A 19129-nucleotide genomic window follows, 5' to 3' on the forward strand; every position below is an offset into this window, starting at 1 on the left:
CATTTCGTATCATCCTGCTGTAAGCACATATTTGTGTCCGTCAATCTCAGTCACACCAAGTTTCACACCGTAGAGCTGCTCAAGCAGTTCACTTGTGATAATCTCCTCCGGATTTCCATGTGCAAGCACATTTCCGTCCTTAAGACCTATTATCGAATCGGAAAAACGGATTGCCTGATTTATCTCGTGCAGTACCATAACTATCGTAATCCCAAACTCCCTGTTAAGTTTTTTAACCAGTTCGAGTATTTCAAGCTGGTATCTTATATCGAGATAAGTTGTCGGTTCATCGAGAAACAGAAGTTTTGTATTCTGTGCAAGTGCCATTGCAATCCACACACGCTGCCTTTGTCCTCCGGACAATTTTCCAATTTCTCTCTCTTTAAACGCCAAAAGATTTGTGACCTCAAGAGCCATGTTTATAAGTTCCTCGTCATCACCATTCCCACCGCCAAACATTTTATGATGCGGTGTCCTACCCATAGAAACAAGTCTTTCAACAGTCATGTCAGCGGCAGCCGTATTGTACTGGTGAACGATGGAAACACGCTTAGCAAACTCTCCAAGTGACATACCGCCGATATTTTTTCTCTGCAAAAAAATCCTGCCACGGTCAGGCACGAGATTTTTAGTCATCAATGAGAAAAGAGTAGACTTGCCACATCCGTTCGCACCCAGAATAGTTGTAATCCTGCCCTCAGGAATTTTAAGCGAAATATTATTTAAAATTCTGTTCTTTCCATAAGAAAACGAAAGCTCCTTAACTTTCATCATATAATCACATTTCTTATCATCGCTCATCTAATCACCTCTTTCCCCTAAGCAGTAAAATAAAGAACGGTCCACCTATAACACTCATAACAACCGCCGCACTGACCTCATACGGACGGCATATCGTTCTCCCTATCGTGTCGGCAAGCAAAAATGTAAATGCTCCTGCGAACACCGAAAACGGTACAAGTCTTTTGTGGTCGCTGCCGACGAGTATTCTGCCTATATGTGGCACGATAAGTCCAAGAAAACTTATTGCCCCGACAACCGCTGTCGAGATGCTTGCAAGTATTACTGCTATAACTGAGATTATTATACGCGTACGGTTTACATTTACACCAAGACTTCTCGCTGTTTTATCCTCAAGTGCAAGCAGGTTGCATCTTCCTATAAACAGCACCGAGAGCACAAGTCCCACGACAACATACGGAAACAATGTCGCTGCATCGTCCCATGTTTTCTGGGTGATATTTCCCTCGACAATAGATGCCACACCTGTTCTGTCACCTCCTGACATGGAATTTACAACACTTGACATTCCCGTGAAGAATGCTTCTACAGCAACACCCGTAAGTATAATACGCAACGGACTTAAACCGCCTTTCCACGAAAGAGCATAAACGATAACAAATGCCGCTATACCGCCAAAGCAGGCGGCAACGGGTGTAAAGAAATAAAGCGTCGGTGCAAATGCCGTTATACATACTGCCGCAAATCCTGCACCGCTTGATATACCTATAATCCCCGGATCAGCAAGCGGATTTTTAAGCACCGCCTGAAACAGTACACCCGAAACCGCTATTGCCGCCCCCGCAAGCATTGATATTATTATTCTCGGAAAACGAAGGTCATAGATAGTTGCTACATCAGGATTGTATTTTATAAAAAGACCGTCAAACAACTTTTTAAATGAAACCTTTAGACTTCCTATATTTACCGATATAAAAAATAATATTACAAGTAAAATGATAATCATAACAAATGATACGATTGTTCTTATACGCTTATTTCTCAGATTTTTATGGTCTTTTGAAAGTATGTCATTTTCTTTTAAATCCATTTTAACCCTCATTTCTCCATATATTTTTATGCTTAGTATGCTATCTAATTAATGTCCTGCACACCAGTAGCGGGGGGATGCTTATCTGCGTTCAAAGTCCTGTTTTAATTCAGCAAGTGCCTCTTTGTACTTAAATGTCGCACTCATTCCAAATTTATCGTACGAAAGGTCATAGACTCTGCCTTCTTTTACGGCATTAAAATGTTTCCATATATCGTTTTTCTTAAAGTCATTATTAAACATTTTTATAACCTGTTTTGGCATCGCATGAGCCGCACGGAGTATAATATCAGGTTCTTTCTTTTTCATATCCTCCGTGTTTACCGTAAGAAATTCCTGTTTTATGTCACTGTAGACATTTTCACCGCCTGCAAGCTCTACAAGATTTCCCACATACGAATTTGGAGTTGCTATTATGTAACTTCCCGGAAGTCCCATAAGAATAAGAACTTTTGGATGACTTTTAGTCTTATTCTCACTTTTATATTTCTTATAAAAAGCCACAAACTCATTTATAAGGCTGTCAGCCTCTTTTTCCCTGTCAAAAATAATTCCCAATTCCTGTATTGAGCGGTACATTCCCTGCACGCTTTTCAGATTTAAAAATGCCCACTCCGTATCAATGGCTTCATATTTAGGTTTAAGGTCACTTTTCAATGATGACGGAGACAATATCCAGTCAGGCTGAACCGAAGATACGATTTCCATATCGGGGCTCATAGCCGTACCGATTTTTTTGACATTTTTATATCTTGACGGAATTGTCGAGACTGTTGACGAACAGACACCTGCAAGGTCAATATTAAGTTTGTCACAAATATCTGCCGTAGCAGGCGAAGTTGCGATTATGCGTGGATTTCTCCCAAGTTTCTCAACCTTTTCTTTCGCCGACTCAACTGCCGCTCTCTCGTACTTATCTGTAATCTCAAGCATTGAATTTATATCAATATCTGCTGATGAATTTTTGTCTGCTGTTATGTCTTTCCAATCTGTCGATGAGTTGTCACTCGCTGTTGTGTTTTCTCCATCTTCCGATGAGTTGTCTTTTGCTGTTGTATTTTTCCCATCTTCCGATGAATTTTTGTCTGCAACGGTTTCTTTTGTAGATGCCTGCTCTTTGTCCGGATGCTGGTTTACACAGCCGCCGAGCAGAAAAGAGATTGAAAAACCTAATATGACACCAAGTTTTAGCAATTTATTATGCCTGTTTGTGAAAAATCCATTTTTTATAAGTTTATTTTTCTTATACTTATTTGCGATAAACCCATTTTTTTTAACCTCATTCTTCTTCATCATCTTCCATCTCCTCTCCCCATCTTCGCCAGTTACGCCTGAAATAATAAGTAACACCTGCACCTGCCGCTATGAGAACAAGTCCCGATAATGTTATTGAAATCGTGAGCACTATCACCCATTTAGCCATTGTCATATCCTCTGACTTTGAGTTATTACCGCCTGCGGTCTGCGTACTGTTTCCATCAGAAGCCGCTTCTGCTGTTTCAGACACATCAGAGCCGTTTTCTTTGCTCTCTGTCGAAAGACTCAATCCCTGTGCATCAGAAAGTCCTGACTCCGAAAGCTCAGTGTTTACATCTGACAATGTATTACCGATCAATGCTGTACTGTCATTTTCTAAACCAGACGCATCCCCCGATAAATCACTGTCAGAAGTTTTCGTGTTATCCGTCCTTGTATCTGATGATGCGTTTGCGGACACATGTGTAACAGCCATTCCCGATACATTTCCTGACTTGAAATTTTTAGCATATGCGTAAAATACAACATTTCTTCCCATTGGCCGGACATACATTGAAACCTTTACGATGCTGTTCTTATCAGAGAGAGAAATACAATAATCCGCCGTTTTTCCGTTACTGTCTGAGCCTTTTTTTGTCACTGTAGGACTGACCTGCTGCCATGATGCCGCCCCTCTTTTCTGCACATAAAACTTGTGGTCTGAAGTGTAATCCATAAGACCCACACGCATTGTGAGATAACACTGACCGTTATCCGTCTGCTCCAACATTCCCGAAGTCTTAAGAACACTCTCTACCATTCCCTGTCCTGTCGCGTATGAACTCTCGCCGCCTGCGTCCTCGACTTTGTTTGTAACCGGATGTCTGTAACAAGGCACTATATTACACGAATAAACTTTTCCGCTCACCACACTGCCCGATGTACCGCTTTTATTATCTGTTGCATCTGAACCTGCCACACTGTTTGACAAACTTCCGTCTGCCGTCAATGTATTTTTATCTGATACACTGTTTCCCGCCGAACTGCCGCCTTTTGATGCGTTTGTCTTTTTTGATGACTTTTTACTCTTTGAAGATTTACTCACCGAAGTGCTCTTTTTCCCGGCAACGATAGAATTAAGGTCAAGTTTAAGATAGACAGGCTGTGTTCCCGAACCTTTACTTATCGCATCCATAATAGGCACAAACACCTGCATAGGCACATAGCCGTTTTTCTTCGCTTCTTTTATCATAGGAAAAGAAACCTTTTTCGGATAATTTGTTCCGTATGTATCAGTCAGTTTCTTACCGTTTTTCTTCTGGAAAGAAACGATTTTAGCCGCCGCAGTCTTACCCTGAGGTACACCGTTTTTGGTCACCTTATAGCCTGCTTTAAAATATTTAAGCCTGCCGAGATACCCCTTTGCACTTCCAACCGTAAGTCCTGAAAAATCAAGTATAAGCGTGTATTTTCCATTTTTTACACGCAATAAAACATTGTGATTTATTGCTTTATCTGACATTGAGCTGCTCTTTTTATCAGTTTTTAACATATTCCCTGTTATCGTGTAAGTTCCATCAGTCAGCTTTTTTATATTCAGCTTCTTATTTTTCTTAGAAGAATTTTTACTGCCCGTTGTTGACGGTTTTTTTGTTGCCGTATTTTCCCTGTCCGTTGACGGTTTTTTTGTTGCCGTATTTTCCCTGTCCGTTGACGGCTTTTTCGTTGTTGTATTTTCGCTGTCCGTTGACGGTTTTTTTGTTGCAGACGGCTCTGCCGTCCCCACAATATCATCCGCCTTTTCGTCCGTTTTTTTAAGAGTGTTCCAATCTAATAACAATCTCGCAAACTGCGTTCCACCGCCCTTGTTTATAGCCTCCATAACAGGCACATAAACCTGAATCCAAGCCATACCCTGTTTCCATTCTATAGGCATCAACGCATAATGCGGATATAATTTTCCTTTTACATTTGAGTCAAGCCCCGTGTCAGGGTCGTTGTACTCATCATAAACTCCCTCATAATACTCAGTCACTTTTACGCTCTCTGCCGTTGCTGATTTAGGCACATTTTCACTGTCATTCCATGACGGAAAATAATAAAATCCATACAGATACCCTTTAAAGATACCCGATGTAAGTGACTTAAACTCCAATCTCAAACTTATGCTGTTTCCTTTTTTTATAATCTTCATCGGCTGCGTAACTGCCGAATCACCCATTGACGGCTGGTCAAGAGTCGCGTGTCTTAACCTTCCCTCAATCGTATAAACTCCATCGTTAAAATCCCCTGCATAAACCCTCTTTGTACTCTCAAAAATGGAAAAATCCGACATGAGACCTAAAACAAGAGCAACCGCCAAAATCCATGCCATCACCTTATGTTTTCCTAAAAATCTCATGTCGAACCTCCTGTTCACTAAAATTAAACTTTTTCTCTATATCAATTCATACCTGTATGTAAAGCGGTCATTCACAATCTGCCTTTGCTGTTTACTGATAAACGCAATCGCTTTGCGACCCGTCAGTATAAAATGCTTATCTGTATCCAAAAATCACTTAAATTTAGCTTTCTTTGCCCCGGCTTTTACTATCTGCTTTTTAAGGGATTTCTTTGTCTTAGCTGAAATACCCTTTGCAAACTTAACCGTCTTAAGTTTCTTGCAGCCTTTAAACGCATTGTTTCCAACTTTTGTCACATATTTTCCAATTATAACAGTTGTAAGTTTCTTATTATTCTTAAATACATTCGGTGCAATAGCAGTTACCTTAAACAAAACTCTCTTTATCTTAACCGTCCGTGGAACAGTTGCACTTTTCACATTTTTCTTTGCAGCAATGAGTGTAACCTTTCCCTTTGCTGTTACTTTATAAGTATTTCCTGCTACCTTTGCCTTTGTTCCTACCTTTACTTTTTTTGTTGAACTACCAGGGTTAGGATTGTTTGTCTGCTCTGGCTTTATGCTTTCATCTGGTTTTGATGTTTCACCCGGCTTTAATGTTTCCATCGGTGCTGATGAATTTTCAGGAGATGGTGTTTCACCTGGCTTTATGCTTTCATCTGGTTTTGATGTACTACCCGGCTTTGATGTAGCACCCGGTTTTGATGTAGCACCCGGTTTTGATGTACTGTCTGGTGTTGCTGAGTTTCCCGGTGTTGCTGTGCCATCCGGCTTTGAACTTTCCACTGGTGCAGCCGACGCATTTGGATTTGCCTGTTTTGCCTCTGTCTCATTAAATGCCGCATCATCCGCTGTTGTCGCAGTAACAGTTGACAGGTCAAGCTTAAGATAAACCGGCTGTGTACCTGTTCCCTTTGTGATTGCTTCCATTATCGGTACAAACACCTGCAAAGGAACTGTTCCTGCTGATATATTTTTGTTATTATAAGAAAAATCGTACAATGCCTCCGGTATTACCTTTATCGTAACCTTATTCGGATAATCAGTTCCGAGCGTGTCAGTAAGTTTCACTCCGTCGGTATATGTCTGATAATCATCAATCGTAACATCTTTTAATATTCCCGTAGGATTTGTCTGTGTATCAGGTTTATATCCCGTATCATAGTATCTCAATTTGCTAAGATACCCCTTAAGGCTTCCGATAGTAAGACTGTTAAAATCAAGTGTCAGATAATAAACTCCATCTTTAACGGTAAGTTTTATATTGTGATTTATAGCACTGTCACTCATTGATACCGTTCCGTCAGGCTTCTGCATATTTCCCGTAACTTTATAAACTCCGTCACTCAATGAAGCAAAGCCTAAAGCCTGCTCATTTTCATCCGTCAATGCGGTAAGTGTGTCCCAGTAAAGTGTAACTGTTGAATCAATATTAAATTTACCTTTATCAAAATTAACTCCCGAAACAACTCCGTCAAGTTTTTTCATGGCTTCAACATAAAGATAAACATTATTTACATAAGTCTGTCTCAAACCGTCAAGCGGAACTGTAATGTTCGTCACGACATTCTGCTGACCGATAGTTGGAACTTCGGCTGACTCCGTCTCATAAGTCACCCCGTCCATAGTAAGATTTTCCGCTGAAATGTTATTTCCCTTATACCAGCCGTTATATCCTAGTACATAAAGCGGCTCTTTGTCAGAACCGGAAACCATCTGATATGTAAGGTACATTTTTCCCGAAGCATCAACACGGATATAACCGAGTGCCTTTTTCTCTTCCCCGACAAGTCCGTGGTCAACAACATCCGTGCGATCTTTTAACTCAATGCTGTAAAATCCCGGTTTCAAGGCTTCCGTAGGTGCATCAGGGATAACTTCTTTTTCAATCGTCACACCAAGTGCATTCATTGCCGCTTCTTTAATTGCATTTGATGAAGCGGTCGCTCCTGAAACTGCATCAAGTCCGTTAAGTTTTTCAGCATCATTGCGGTAAAGTCCGACAAGTTTTTCTTTCATTCCTTTTGCGGCTTTGTTGAAATAAACCTGATTTTCATCTGCAGAATCGCCCTTAAAATCAGAACCCTCTATGACAACATCACTTATCTGACCGTCTTTTACGCTGACTTTTACGCCTACATTATATTTTCCGAACTGCTGAACCTCTGACACTCCCTGCTCTGTTGTATAGTTGAGAGAAGTATCTCCCGAAAGCACGGCATTTGCATAATCGACCAAAAGATAAGCGTCAGGTGCATAACCCATTGCTTCAACAAACATACTCATATAAATTCCGTTTTCCATCTTTGCCGCATCAGGAATCTTAAATGAAATCTCCTTTGGAACTGTCTTTGCTTTCTGTTCACTTCCGTTTGTAAAATACACATCCTGTGTTGAGATTACAGTCGCATTGACAGACGCATCACCTGTATTTGGCTTTGTCTGTGACTGATAAATCTTATAATCCGTTGCATAATCAGTCGCTGTTCCAACTGTAACGCTTCTAAGCACAATATTGAGAGCTGCATCGCCGTTTTCATCAATTTTAAGCACTCCGTACTTTCCGATGCTCTCCTTTGCCGCTGACTCCTGCTCAAGATTATTAGCGTTTTTAAGTGACAACGGCACTATGTATGTACTGTTTTTGCTAAGAGCTGTTGCTGATTTTCCAAATGCCACCGTACTGTTTTCAGCGGCAAAAGCCACCACATCATCTGTGGCAGCCCATGCACACTGACCGAATACCATGGCTCCTGCAAGCATTACTGCCGCAAATTTTGTCTGCCATTTCTTCAATCTCATCTTAACTCCTCATTTCTTAAGTCGATACCTCACCGGCATGACCTACATTGCCTTTGCATTAATAAAAATTATTTTTTAATAGTTACCTTTACTGTTGAAGAATACTTTCCATATACTTTCTTCTTTCCTGAAACTCTGTATGCCCTTATTTTGAAGAAGTATGATTTTTTCTTCTTTAATTTTTTATTTGTATATTTGACAATACTACCCTTTTTAATAGTTGCTATCTTCTTAAATTTGCCTTTCTTCTTGTTAGCACGATATACTTCGTAGCCTGATGCCTTTGAAACTTTCTTCCATGAGACAACAGCTTTAAGTTTCTTGACATTCTTTACTTTGACACCCTTAACTGCCGCAACCTTAACCGTTTGTGTCTTTGTCGGCTTCTTAGTTGGTTTTACCGTCGGCTTAACTGTTGGTGTTGCTGTTGGTTCTGTTGACTCTTCCGGCTTCTTAGTCGGCTCTGCACTCGGTGTGTTTGCCGGTGCCGGCACTGCACTTTCTGTCGGTGCAGGTGTCTGTGTAGGTGTCTGGCTTGGTATGCCCGGTGCTTCTTTCTTCTTAAGATTTGATATTGCAGTCTGAATATCAGCCGCTGCTTTATCAAGTTCTGCCTGTGCCGCACGCTCTGTGATTCGCTGTCCTGCTGCCGCAACCGCATCCTTTAATGCCTTATAAGACTCTGCCGTATAATCACTCTCTGTGATTGCATCTGCTTCTTTTATCTTTGCTTCAAGTGCTGTCTTATCTCCTGCTTTTACAAGTTTTGCAACTGCACTGTCAAGTGATGCCTTTGCATTTACCACACTATCTTTTTCTTTGCCCTCTGCCGCTGTTTTTGCATTTGCAACTGCTGACGCAATGTCCGCATCCTTCCAGCTTGCAGCCGTGTATGAGTTTTCATCTAATGCTGATGCACTCTCAATGGCACTGTTAAGTCCTGCTAATTCGTCAGAAGAAGCAATCTTTACAAGTGCTTTCATGGCATTTATAAGTTTTGTGACAAATTCTTTTGAAATATCTTCTGTCACATCATCGTCTGCTGTTGCATCTATTTCATCATAAATTTCTTTTGCTGTTTTATAAGAGCTTTCCGTGTAATCATCAGGATTTAATTCCTCAAATGCTCTCATCTGTTTACCGAGTTCTTTTGCTGATACAGTGAATGAACCGTCTTCATTTTCTTTAATACTGTACTGTGCCATGCGTACCGAACCCTCAAGAAGCTCCTTTGCAGCTTCCTGTGTGATTTCAGTTCCCTGTAAATCCTGCTTGCCTATTATCCATGTACTGTCATAAATATGTGTAGGACCTGCTCCCATTAACGCTGTGAGATATGCCGCACCTGTTACCTTTGTACCATTCTTAACATATACATGACCTACTGACATCAATGCCATTGCTAACGCCTCAACATTTACACCGTCAAGTACAAGAGCTGTTGTTTTTGAATTACCTGCAAACACGGCGGTGCTTGTTGTGATTTTTCCTGTCTTTTTCTCTGAGCTGTCTACAATAGTACACTTTCCTGCATTTCCTGTGATTGCATTGTCACCGAGTTTCAACAGATAACCATTGAGGTCGAGCGTAAAGTTTTTGTAGAATGTGAATGAGTCTGCTGAACTCACATCCATATCCTCGTTTAACTTAACAGTCTGACCGTCCTTAGCATAAATGAGAGCAAGTGATGCATCCTTTTCCTTTATGTTCTTGGCAACACTTCCGTCTGCATTGTAGATAGTTGCAGCATATTTTACATCCGGGTCCTCCTTTTCAGTACCCTCAACGACTGTTGTATATCCTGCATACTCTCCATCACTTACCTCGCCTAAGATATATCCTGACTTTGTCTCATAAGGTCCGCTCACGGCGTCCTTTCCTTCAACAGCCTTAAAGTAACCGCCCTCTATCATTGCAGGTGTTCCATTTACTAAAATTCCAACGCCTGACCTTGATTTTTCAGCCGAATATACACCATTTTTTATTGTGACTGTTCCTGCACCGTCTACCGTAAGTGCAGCTTTTAAGTTGTTGTTTTCCGCAAGGATTGATGTTACATTATCAAGTTCCGTATCTTCATTCGAGCCTAATGAAAGTCCGCTGAATTTGCTGTTCTTTACTACTGCCTTTCCTGAAACATCAACTGTTGCTTTGTCCGACACCTCACAATCTTCAACATCAGCACTTATTCCCATAAGCTCTAATTTTCCTAATTTACTGTTTTTTACTACTGATTTTTCCTTCTCGCCATGACCTACGGAAACCAGATTGTCCGTCGTACAGTTATCCATCTCAAAATCAATACCCTCATTGAGATAGCCAAAATAAACATTATTTGTATTTCTGCCGTATCCTGTAAAGCCTGTTGTCACAGCATTATTTGTAAGCATACAGTTTTTAAGAGTCACAGCGATATGAGGTAAATCCTGCATACAAACATAACCATCAGACATTATGTAGTTACCAATCTGTCCCTCAATGGCAACTCCGTCAGCCGTAAGTGAACCAGCAGCCACGGCTATTGATGTAGATGTATTTATAGCCTCATCATAACGCTCATGTGTGATGCTTCCTGTCTTATCCTTACTGCTATCCTTTATTGTCACATCTCCTCTTACCGTAAAGATGTTAGCTTTCTGTGCGAGAGTATATCCGTTAAGGTCAAGTGTTCCGCCTTTAACAGTCACATCCTCATCAAATTCAGCATTTGAGGCAAGTTTGACAGTTACACCCTCACTCATTGTCTTAACTGCCTCTGCCATGTCAGTCTTTACATCAGCCTTTGCAGACGCATCATATGTAACATACTCTTTTTCCATCTCGGAAATCGCCGTATCATCGCTTACTTTCTCAATGTTTGCCCAGTCAAGACCAATGCACGCATCCTGATTGATGCTCATAACACTTATATACATTCTGACTGCAACAACATTCTGCTTTAGGTCAGGCACAATAAATGAAATCTGGGCAGGCTTTTTCTTTCCATTCACTGTATATGTCTTATCAACATGAGCCTTATAACGGTTTCCGCTTGTTGCTGTTGCATTTCCGTCAAGATAATTCTGTGTACTCTCATATACAGTCCAGTCATTTGCAGCATCTGACATCCCCATAGCTTCTATAGCCTGTGTTGCCGTCGTGAGTGTAGCAGTTCCGTCCTTGTGGATTACAAGAGTTGCATTTCCCGGGAAACAACCTCCCGCCATAGATGTCTCTTTCATATATCCTGCTGATGTGTACTGCTTTGTCGACTCGGATCTTCCTCCGTTCAACAGCTCAATAGGAATACTGTAAGTTCCGGGGGCAAGTTTCTTCTGAAAACTTCCTCGTCCGACAGTAACCTGTGCAAGCTCCAGCTTATCCATAGCAGCTATAAGTGCCTGCCTTCCAGTATATTCGTCGTTCTTGTCTCCACGAATTGATATTTCTTCATTTGCGATAGCGATTGCTGATGAAATAGCTTTTGAAGCATCCTTCCAGCTATCTGCCGTATAGTCTTCCTCATTGAGATTTTCAGCTTCTTTTATAAGGGCTTCAAGTTTTGTTTTATCACTTGACTTGATAAGTCTTGAAATATTGTCAGTAATATTGTTTGCAGCAACTCTAACATCATAACCTGATTCTCTGCGTTTGCCTGCATTTGTATCTATACTTTCCTTAAGAGTTTTTGCCTTAGTTACATTGTCTGAAATCTTAATTCCATAGTTCTTCCATGACTTCTCCGTATATTCATTTTCCGTATGTTCTTTAAGGAAAGTCTCTCCTGTTTCAACTGCTGCCTTAAGTTTCTCTATTTCAGCTTCGGTTGCTGCAGCCTTAAGTTTTCTCAACAGTTTCTTAAGATTACTGTCAGATGTTGATATAGCCGAACCCGCTGCCGTCTTTGCCTTTGCGACAGCTTCATCTATTTGTGGTTTATACTGTTCCCAACTATCTGTCGAATAGTCTGTCTCCACTAATGCCTCTGCCTTTTTTATAGTTTCTGCCAATGCTTCTGACGCCGCATCACTCTGCGAACTGCTCTCAGCCGCTTTGACAAACACCATATTGTTAGTCGGTGCACTTGTTACGACCAATGCCGCCGCAAGTATTCCTGCCGCCGCCTTACAAAAGATATTTTTCTTTCTCATGTTATCCTCCTTAAAAGAATAGAATTAAAATTGCACTACCTGCTTTTCAAAATCCGACCGATGTATTCGCTCCAAATATTTTAATGTCAGGTTTAAGTTCATTTTGACAACCTTGAGTTACCTTTTTCTGCTTCAAGTTATATGCATCTAACTCAAATCTCAAAAAAAAGCTGCTGACAATAACTTAATTGGCAGCCACTTTGTTACCTCTATTGTCAACATCATTGTAAAAACGCTTTACATCGTTCCTTACGACGCTTAAGTATATCAGAGCATTTGATTTTTGCAAGAATATTTTTTTAATGCATATTTGCACGAAATCCATTATTAATTGAGAAAACTTAGTCAACTTCCAAATAATTCCATGCTGAAACCGCTTGTTTTCAGTATTTAATATTTTCGGTGCAATCGTGCAACTATTTTTTTACATGAGATATTTTATCAGTAATTTCAGTGTTTTTTCGGCTTTTCTCCTACTTTTCTCACCCATATAGCCGTTTGAAAATGTCTTTTGCACACTTTTTTTAACACATAGTGCATTATTGCATATTTAAAGTTCACTACCCAACATTTTTATCTGCATTGAGGTTGAAAGTCTGATTGCAAGCCTGATTTTTCTTTATTGTATATTCGTATTATATTGTCATTGAAAATAATGCAACCGACTCCGGCATATGCACATTTCCCACCGAACATTGCATTTTCATATTTACTGTTCCGTTCATAAACTGACCTATGCCTATTCCGGAGTTGACAAACTGTATCATATTTACCGGGATAAGTATCTCATCACCCTCTTTGATGGCTTCTTTATATGTAATCCCATCAAAATACATGACCTTGCTCACCTCTCCCATCATCATATGACCGTTGACTGCTGAATTTGCAGATACTCTCTTTGATTTTAACCTTATCGTACCTTTTCCGTTTTTCACACTCAGCGTACAAGGATTTTCAAATCCGTTATTAGCCATTGAAAGCACATTGCCGTCCTCCGAACACATTCTGTAAAATACATACGAAAACTTATAATCACCATCCCTCATAAGTTTGCAAAGAATATTTCCGCTGAACGCACACTCCCCCCTGAGTTCATTTTTTATCCTGTAACGCTCATTGGCTTCATCAAGCACATTCATTGTCTCCTCGGATGCACTTAGTGCCCATCTGACGGCATCTTTTTTTGCATTTTCTTCGCTTATCCCCTCATAAAGCAGGTGATTAATAAAAATCCCAACCTTATATTTGTACTCCTCAATCTTCTTTTTGCCAGTCTCTGTCAGTCTCGGATGACGCTCGACTTTTTTATCCACAAGCCCTTCCTGTTCAAGTGCCGACAACACTCTGCTTATCTTGTAACTCTTTTCATTTAATATCTTAGCTATCGACGATACATTTTTTTCCTCGTCAACATTGTCGCAGAGTGCCATAAGCACCTGATTTTTTAAAACTTCACTATCATCATTCATGGTTCTTTATAAATCCCCTTTCCATTTTTTAATGTTTAGGTATTTGTCAAACTACTTATAGGCTATGTTAATTGTGCAAATGCCTATAATGTTTTATGTATTTACTAAGGGTCAAAAGCAGATAACAATGTATGTTTACATACAAATTGCTATTTGATGGGCAAAATACCTTTTTACCCCAACATCATTATATTTTAGCATGAAATAATTTTCTGATTAACCATGACTGATGAATAAAATTTATCAAAAAGCAGATATTTCTGTCACACTGACAGATTTATACTTGCCGCAACTTCCGTCTGTCCTCCTTCACTTTGCTCTGCCGAAATCATAGTCTGCTCTGTGGCAAGTTTTGAAGTATCTGTAATTGCCTGTGTCATATCAATGCCAATTCCCGCTCCCTGACTCTGTGCCATCATGATACCAAGATCTCCGCCGCCTCGTTTCCAGATTTCAATCTTTTCTTTGAGATAAGTCATATCCGCATCGAGCATTTTATTATTTTCCTCACCTCTGTGAGCCAGTTTTTCTTTTTGCTCCTGTTTCCTTATCTCCTCCTCAATCTCGTTAAGTTCTTTCTGCTGCCAGACCCTTATTTTTTCTTCAGAAATCCTCATAACAACATCTTTCTTTGATGAAATATATTTATCATCATCCTTTTTGTTCATAACTTCCTGCTTGATATTTGCAAGTTTCTTTTTAGCAACGGCTATCATTTTCTTTGCATGGGAAATCGCAATATTAATCTCATCATCATCGTAATTTCCACTTGCCGCCTTTCTCTTAAGAGCCGCAAGATTTGAACTTGCACTAGAAACGGCATTACTCGCCTGCGAAACACTTTTTGCACTCCGAATACTTGACGATACCTTTTTATAGCTGTAATTTAAAACTTTCTTTGTTTTCGTCTCTGTTTTTTTGATATTCTTCTGAGTCTCTTTCATCCTGTCAAGCATATCTTTCAGACTCTCAAGCTGTTTTTCAAACTTTTCGTATTCCTCTTCCTTTTTACTTTTCTGTGACTCCTTATCCGAAGCTTCACTAATCAAAACACTGTTCTCATTATCTTCACTGTTTTCAATGCCGTTCTTATTCTTTCCTGCTGCCGTTTTATTTGCTTTATCAGAAACAGCATCCATATTTTCAGCCTTTTCATTACCCTCACTAAGTTCAAGCATAACACCGTCATCTTCCGTCAGATATGTACTTTTATCTCCGGTTCCCGCCCTGTTTACCGAAATTCCTATTCCATTCTCCGTTCTAATATCAACCCCGGAACTTTTCACGCCGGCATCCCTTTTAGCACTGCTGTATCTTCCGGCGGTCGATACATTTTTCTTTCGCTTTGCATTATCCGTCCTGCTGCTCTTTGTTCCATGCCCAATCTGTTTACCCCCTGCCTGAAACAGCGAACCACTGTTAATTACAACTGCCATAAAACTCCCTCCTAAACTTGAGCCTTTTTTCTTTAACTCATTTTTTCATAATTCATTTGACACTGTCAGTCCGTCTGTATATCTATAACTCACCGTTCATCTCTGTTGTGCAACCGATAATTTATGACAATTCAGTCTTTCATCTCTTAAATTTTTAATTTTATAAGCAGACTGCAGTCGTTGCTTCACAACTTATCTTTATAACTCCTTTAAATTTATATCGGCAGTTTTTAATAAGTATCTACAGTTTTATTTGGTTCTCATGAATTTTCCCACAATTTCTCAACATCAATTAACAGCAATTCAACCATATTTCCACTTATTTTCCACATGGATTTTGCAAGTTATCCACAAGTTATCCACAAATTGTGCATAAATCCTATTTCCAATCTATTTTCTTGACTTTCGGGCATAGCAATGTTAAAATCTTTTTGAACATATGTTCATATTAGACTTTTACAAAACTTACCACCATAAAAACAGGCATTTACAATACTTATATTATCCATAATTTAAGCGGCTATTTGCAATCCTCTCTGCTGCCTCCTCATAACACAGCCAGTTTTGCTATCGCCTAAAAATAAAGCACTTGAAAGGAACTGCTGCCTATGAAAAGAAACAAAAGTATTTTAAAAATTATTACATACACTTTATACATTATCATTTCATTTGTAATTTTAATATTTATCCTATATTATAGTAAAAATAAAGAAATAAAATTTATCCTTAGTTCCATCGGCATATGGTTTTTATTCTTCCTGTTCTGCGTCTATAAAATATGCAGGGCAAGAAAGCGTGCAGGCTTTTTTGAAAAGGGCATATATGACGCTGTTGATTTTGACGATATGGATGGTTTTGAATTTGAAGACCTTACCTGTGATATTCTTGTTGCCAACGGCTTTGAGATTGCTGAGAGCACACAGAACAGCGGTGATTTTGGTGTTGATGTTATCGCCGAGAGAGACGGTGTTGTTTATGCGATACAGTGTAAAAGATACCACGGTCCTGTAGGCATTGATGCCGTGCAGCAGGTTTATGCCGGGCGTGATTTCTATGAATGTAATGTTGCCGTTGTTTTGACAAACAGCTATTTTTCAAGAGCAGCACAGAGACTTGCCGACAAAATTGGAGTTGTACTTTGGGACAGGGATATGTTTAAAGAATTATTATGATGGAGAAATTTATGAACACCATTAAAATATCAGTCAGAAACCTTGTCGAGTTTATATTAAGAAGCGGCGACCTCACGACCTCATCAGGTCTTAAAGACCCGGATGCCATGCAGGAGGGTGCCCGCATCCACAAAAAAATACAGCGAAAAATGAAAGCAGGCTATCAGGCTGAAGCGGCACTATCTCTCACCGTTCCCATAAATTATGACGGCATTGATTTTGAAATATGTGTGGAGGGGCGTGCTGACGGTATTTTTACGGATGATACAGGTTATAATATCGACGAGATTAAAGGTGTTTACAGAGAACTGGCATCTCTTGAAAATCCTGTTGAAGTCCACAGGGCACAGGCACTCTGTTACGGTTATATATGGGCATCAACCCATAAGCTTGACAGCATCGGAATACAGATGACTTATTGTCATATTCCGACCGAAGAAATCAAACGCTTTAATGAATATATTGATTTTGAAACGCTTGAAAAATGGTTTTATGATCTTCTCCACGAATATGCAAAATGGGCATCGTGGGAAATAAAATGGCATGAAAAGCGAAATCTTTCAATTAAAAATATTGAATTTCCTTTTGAATACCGTCCCGGACAGAACACTCTTGTCAAAGGTGTTTATCAGACTATTCTCAGGAAAAAAAGACTTTATATAGAAGCTCCTACAGGTGTCGGCAAGACGATTTCCACTGTATTTCCCGCTGTCAAGGCAATGGGAGAAAACCTAAGCGAAAAGATTTTTTATCTCACGGCAAAGACTATTACAAGAACAGTGGCACAGGATGCATTTAACATATTGACAGAAAATGGCTTACATCTAAAATATGTCACTCTCACCGCTAAAGAAAAAATATGTATTCTTGACAAACCCGTGTGCAATCCCGGTTCATGTCCCCGTGCACTAGGACACTTTGACAGAGTCAATGATGCAGTTTTTGATGTTATAACACACGAGGAACATATCACACGGGAAATCGTGACCGAATATGCCGAAAAGCACAATGTCTGCCCGTTCGAGATGTGTCTTGACATATCCACATGGGTAGATGCCGTTATCGGTGACTACAATTATGCTTTTGACCCAAATGCCTGTCTTAAGCGTTTTTTTGGTACAGAAGCATCATCAAACGATTACATTTTTCTTATTGACGAGGCTCACAATCTCGTTGACAGAGCAAGAGAAATGTACTCTGCAACACTTATAAAAGAAGAATTTTTAGCTGTGAAAAAACTCACCGGATTTATGAGTAAAAAAATCACAAATGCACTTGAACGCTGCAACAAATCACTTCTCGCACTCAAAAGAGACTGTGATGTACTTACGGAATGGGATATTCTTAACATAGAAGATTTCGTCATCAGACTCATGCAGCTTGCAAATTATCTTGATGAATATCTTCAAGACTCACGCAACAATAAACATGGTTCAAAAAATATCAACGGTCAGATAAATTTTATGGAATTTGATGGTGTGGACAACAGCGAACTTATTCCCGACACAAGAGAGCGACTGCTTGATTTCTATTTTTCCGCCAGGTCTTTTTTGAACACATACGAATTGCTTGATGAAAAATATATTATATACTCGGACTACTCGGATGAGGGTAATTTCAGACTTCATTTGCAATGTATGGACCCATCTACCAACCTTGATAATTATCTTAAAAAAGGAAGATGCGGAATATTTTTCTCTGCAACATTTCTTCCTATTAAATACTATATGGAACAGCTCGCAGGCGGAACAGATGACTATGCCGTCTATGCCCCGTCACCTTTTCTCCCTGAAAACAGACTTATAATGATAGGGCGTGATGTAAGCACCAAATATACAAGGCGTGGTCCAGCGGAGTACAAAAAGATTGCCGACTACATCACAGACTTTGTATCAGCAAAAACGGGAAACTATCTTATATTTTTCTCGTCATATAAAATGATAGATGATGTTCTGCCGTTTGTGGAGGAGAATTTTAGCAAGACATATAATGAGGAAGATTTCACTAAATTATATAATGGCAATATAGAAACAAATGATTATAATAAGGTTAAAGAAATTGAAATTTTAACCAAAACGAATAAAATTATGAATCAACAACAAACTGATGTTTCTGAAATATCAGATATAAAAGACACTTACAACAACGAAAAAAACACAACACCTCGTATATTTATACAATCACCGTCAATGAACGAGCAGCAGCGTGAGGAATTTTTGGAGAATTTCAAGGCAAATCCCACAAACACAACACTTGGTTTCTGTGTCATGGGTGGGATATTCGGTGAGGGCATAGATTTAAAAGACAGCAGACTTATCGGTGCTGTCATTGTAGGCACCGGACTTCCAATGGTCTGCACTGAAAATGAGCTTTTTAAGGATTACTTTGACAGAGAAGATAGATCCGGATTTGACTATTCTTACAGATACCCCGGCATGAATAAGGTTTTGCAGTCAGCAGGCAGGGTTATCAGAACCGACACCGACAGAGGTGCGATACTTTTACTTGATGAAAGATTTATGCAAATGTCGTACCAGAAATTATTTCCTAAAGAATGGTATCCTTATGAGGTTGTGACTAAAAATAATATGAGGGAACGAGTAAAGAAATTTTGGGAAAAGTAAAAGGTAAGGCGGAAAGATAATAGCCTGT

At 39.6% G+C, this 19129-nt stretch carries 10 protein-coding genes; 2 read left to right on the forward strand and 8 right to left on the reverse strand.

Annotated elements, in window-relative coordinates; genetic code table 11:
* Positions 1–9: 9 nt before the first annotated feature.
* The 8 genes from DWZ63_RS14325 to DWZ63_RS14360 all read right to left on the reverse strand — a co-directional run bounded on the left by DWZ63_RS14325 (position 10) and on the right by DWZ63_RS14360 (position 15305).
* A complete protein-coding gene (locus DWZ63_RS14325) occupies positions 10–801 on the reverse strand; it encodes an ABC transporter ATP-binding protein (protein WP_347474878.1) in 792 nt (263 codons plus the stop codon).
* Positions 802–805: 4 nt separating this feature from the next.
* Positions 806–1831 carry an iron ABC transporter permease gene (locus DWZ63_RS14330; protein WP_055945465.1) on the reverse strand — a complete coding sequence of 342 codons (1026 nt, stop codon included), beginning with the start codon at positions 1829–1831 and terminating at the stop codon, positions 806–808.
* An 81-nt stretch (positions 1832–1912) separates the two neighbouring features.
* The gene (gene isdE, locus DWZ63_RS14335) at positions 1913–3127 is read right to left on the reverse strand and encodes a heme ABC transporter substrate-binding protein IsdE (protein WP_243020657.1); all 1215 of its coding nucleotides are present in this window, start codon (positions 3125–3127) and stop codon (positions 1913–1915) included.
* Positions 3111–5468 (reverse strand): heme-binding Shp domain-containing protein, encoded by a 2358-nt coding sequence (locus tag DWZ63_RS14340; protein ID WP_118500242.1) that lies wholly within the window; start codon positions 5466–5468, stop codon positions 3111–3113. The genes isdE and DWZ63_RS14340 overlap by 17 nt, the downstream gene beginning before the upstream one ends.
* 153 nt (positions 5469–5621) lie before the next feature.
* Complete coding sequence (locus DWZ63_RS14345; protein ID WP_118500243.1) at positions 5622–8270, reverse strand: FMN-binding protein; 2649 nt, start codon at positions 8268–8270, stop codon at positions 5622–5624.
* Between the two features lie 68 nt (positions 8271–8338).
* Complete coding sequence (locus DWZ63_RS14350; RefSeq protein WP_118500244.1) at positions 8339–12400, reverse strand: hypothetical protein; 4062 nt, start codon at positions 12398–12400, stop codon at positions 8339–8341.
* A gap of 635 nt (positions 12401–13035) precedes the next feature.
* The gene (locus tag DWZ63_RS14355; protein ID WP_118500245.1) at positions 13036–13869 is read right to left on the reverse strand and encodes a hypothetical protein; all 834 of its coding nucleotides are present in this window, start codon (positions 13867–13869) and stop codon (positions 13036–13038) included.
* A gap of 263 nt (positions 13870–14132) precedes the next feature.
* Positions 14133–15305 (reverse strand): hypothetical protein, encoded by a 1173-nt coding sequence (locus DWZ63_RS14360; RefSeq protein ID WP_118500246.1) that lies wholly within the window; start codon positions 15303–15305, stop codon positions 14133–14135.
* A gap of 608 nt (positions 15306–15913) precedes the next feature.
* Here DWZ63_RS14360 and DWZ63_RS14365 point away from each other — a divergent pair.
* Both DWZ63_RS14365 and DWZ63_RS14370 read left to right on the forward strand, forming a co-directional pair.
* The gene (locus DWZ63_RS14365; RefSeq protein ID WP_118500247.1) at positions 15914–16477 is read left to right on the forward strand and encodes a restriction endonuclease; all 564 of its coding nucleotides are present in this window, start codon (positions 15914–15916) and stop codon (positions 16475–16477) included.
* Between the two features lie 11 nt (positions 16478–16488).
* On the forward strand, positions 16489–19101 hold the full coding sequence (locus DWZ63_RS14370; RefSeq protein ID WP_182431545.1) for an ATP-dependent DNA helicase: 2613 nt from the start codon (positions 16489–16491) through the stop codon (positions 19099–19101).
* The last annotated feature ends 28 nt before the right edge of the window (positions 19102–19129 follow it).

Origin of the sequence: Clostridium sp. AF34-13, assembly GCF_003477845.1 — a bacterium.
Taxonomy (GTDB): Bacteria; Bacillota; Clostridia; order Lachnospirales; family Lachnospiraceae; genus Butyribacter; species Butyribacter intestini.

Coding starts and splice junctions, on each gene's coding strand:
- DWZ63_RS14325 (WP_347474878.1), bottom strand. CDS start 801: ATGAGCGATGATAAGAAATGTGATTATATGATGAAAGTTAAGGAGCTT.
- DWZ63_RS14330 (WP_055945465.1), bottom strand. CDS start 1,831: ATGGATTTAAAAGAAAATGACATACTTTCAAAAGACCATAAAAATCTG.
- isdE (WP_243020657.1), bottom strand. CDS start 3,127: ATGATGAAGAAGAATGAGGTTAAAAAAAATGGGTTTATCGCAAATAAG.
- DWZ63_RS14340 (WP_118500242.1), bottom strand. CDS start 5,468: ATGAGATTTTTAGGAAAACATAAGGTGATGGCATGGATTTTGGCGGTT.
- DWZ63_RS14345 (WP_118500243.1), bottom strand. CDS start 8,270: ATGAGATTGAAGAAATGGCAGACAAAATTTGCGGCAGTAATGCTTGCA.
- DWZ63_RS14350 (WP_118500244.1), bottom strand. CDS start 12,400: ATGAGAAAGAAAAATATCTTTTGTAAGGCGGCGGCAGGAATACTTGCG.
- DWZ63_RS14355 (WP_118500245.1), bottom strand. CDS start 13,869: ATGAATGATGATAGTGAAGTTTTAAAAAATCAGGTGCTTATGGCACTC.
- DWZ63_RS14360 (WP_118500246.1), bottom strand. CDS start 15,305: ATGGCAGTTGTAATTAACAGTGGTTCGCTGTTTCAGGCAGGGGGTAAA.
- DWZ63_RS14365 (WP_118500247.1), top strand. CDS start 15,914: ATGAAAAGAAACAAAAGTATTTTAAAAATTATTACATACACTTTATAC.
- DWZ63_RS14370 (WP_182431545.1), top strand. CDS start 16,489: ATGAACACCATTAAAATATCAGTCAGAAACCTTGTCGAGTTTATATTA.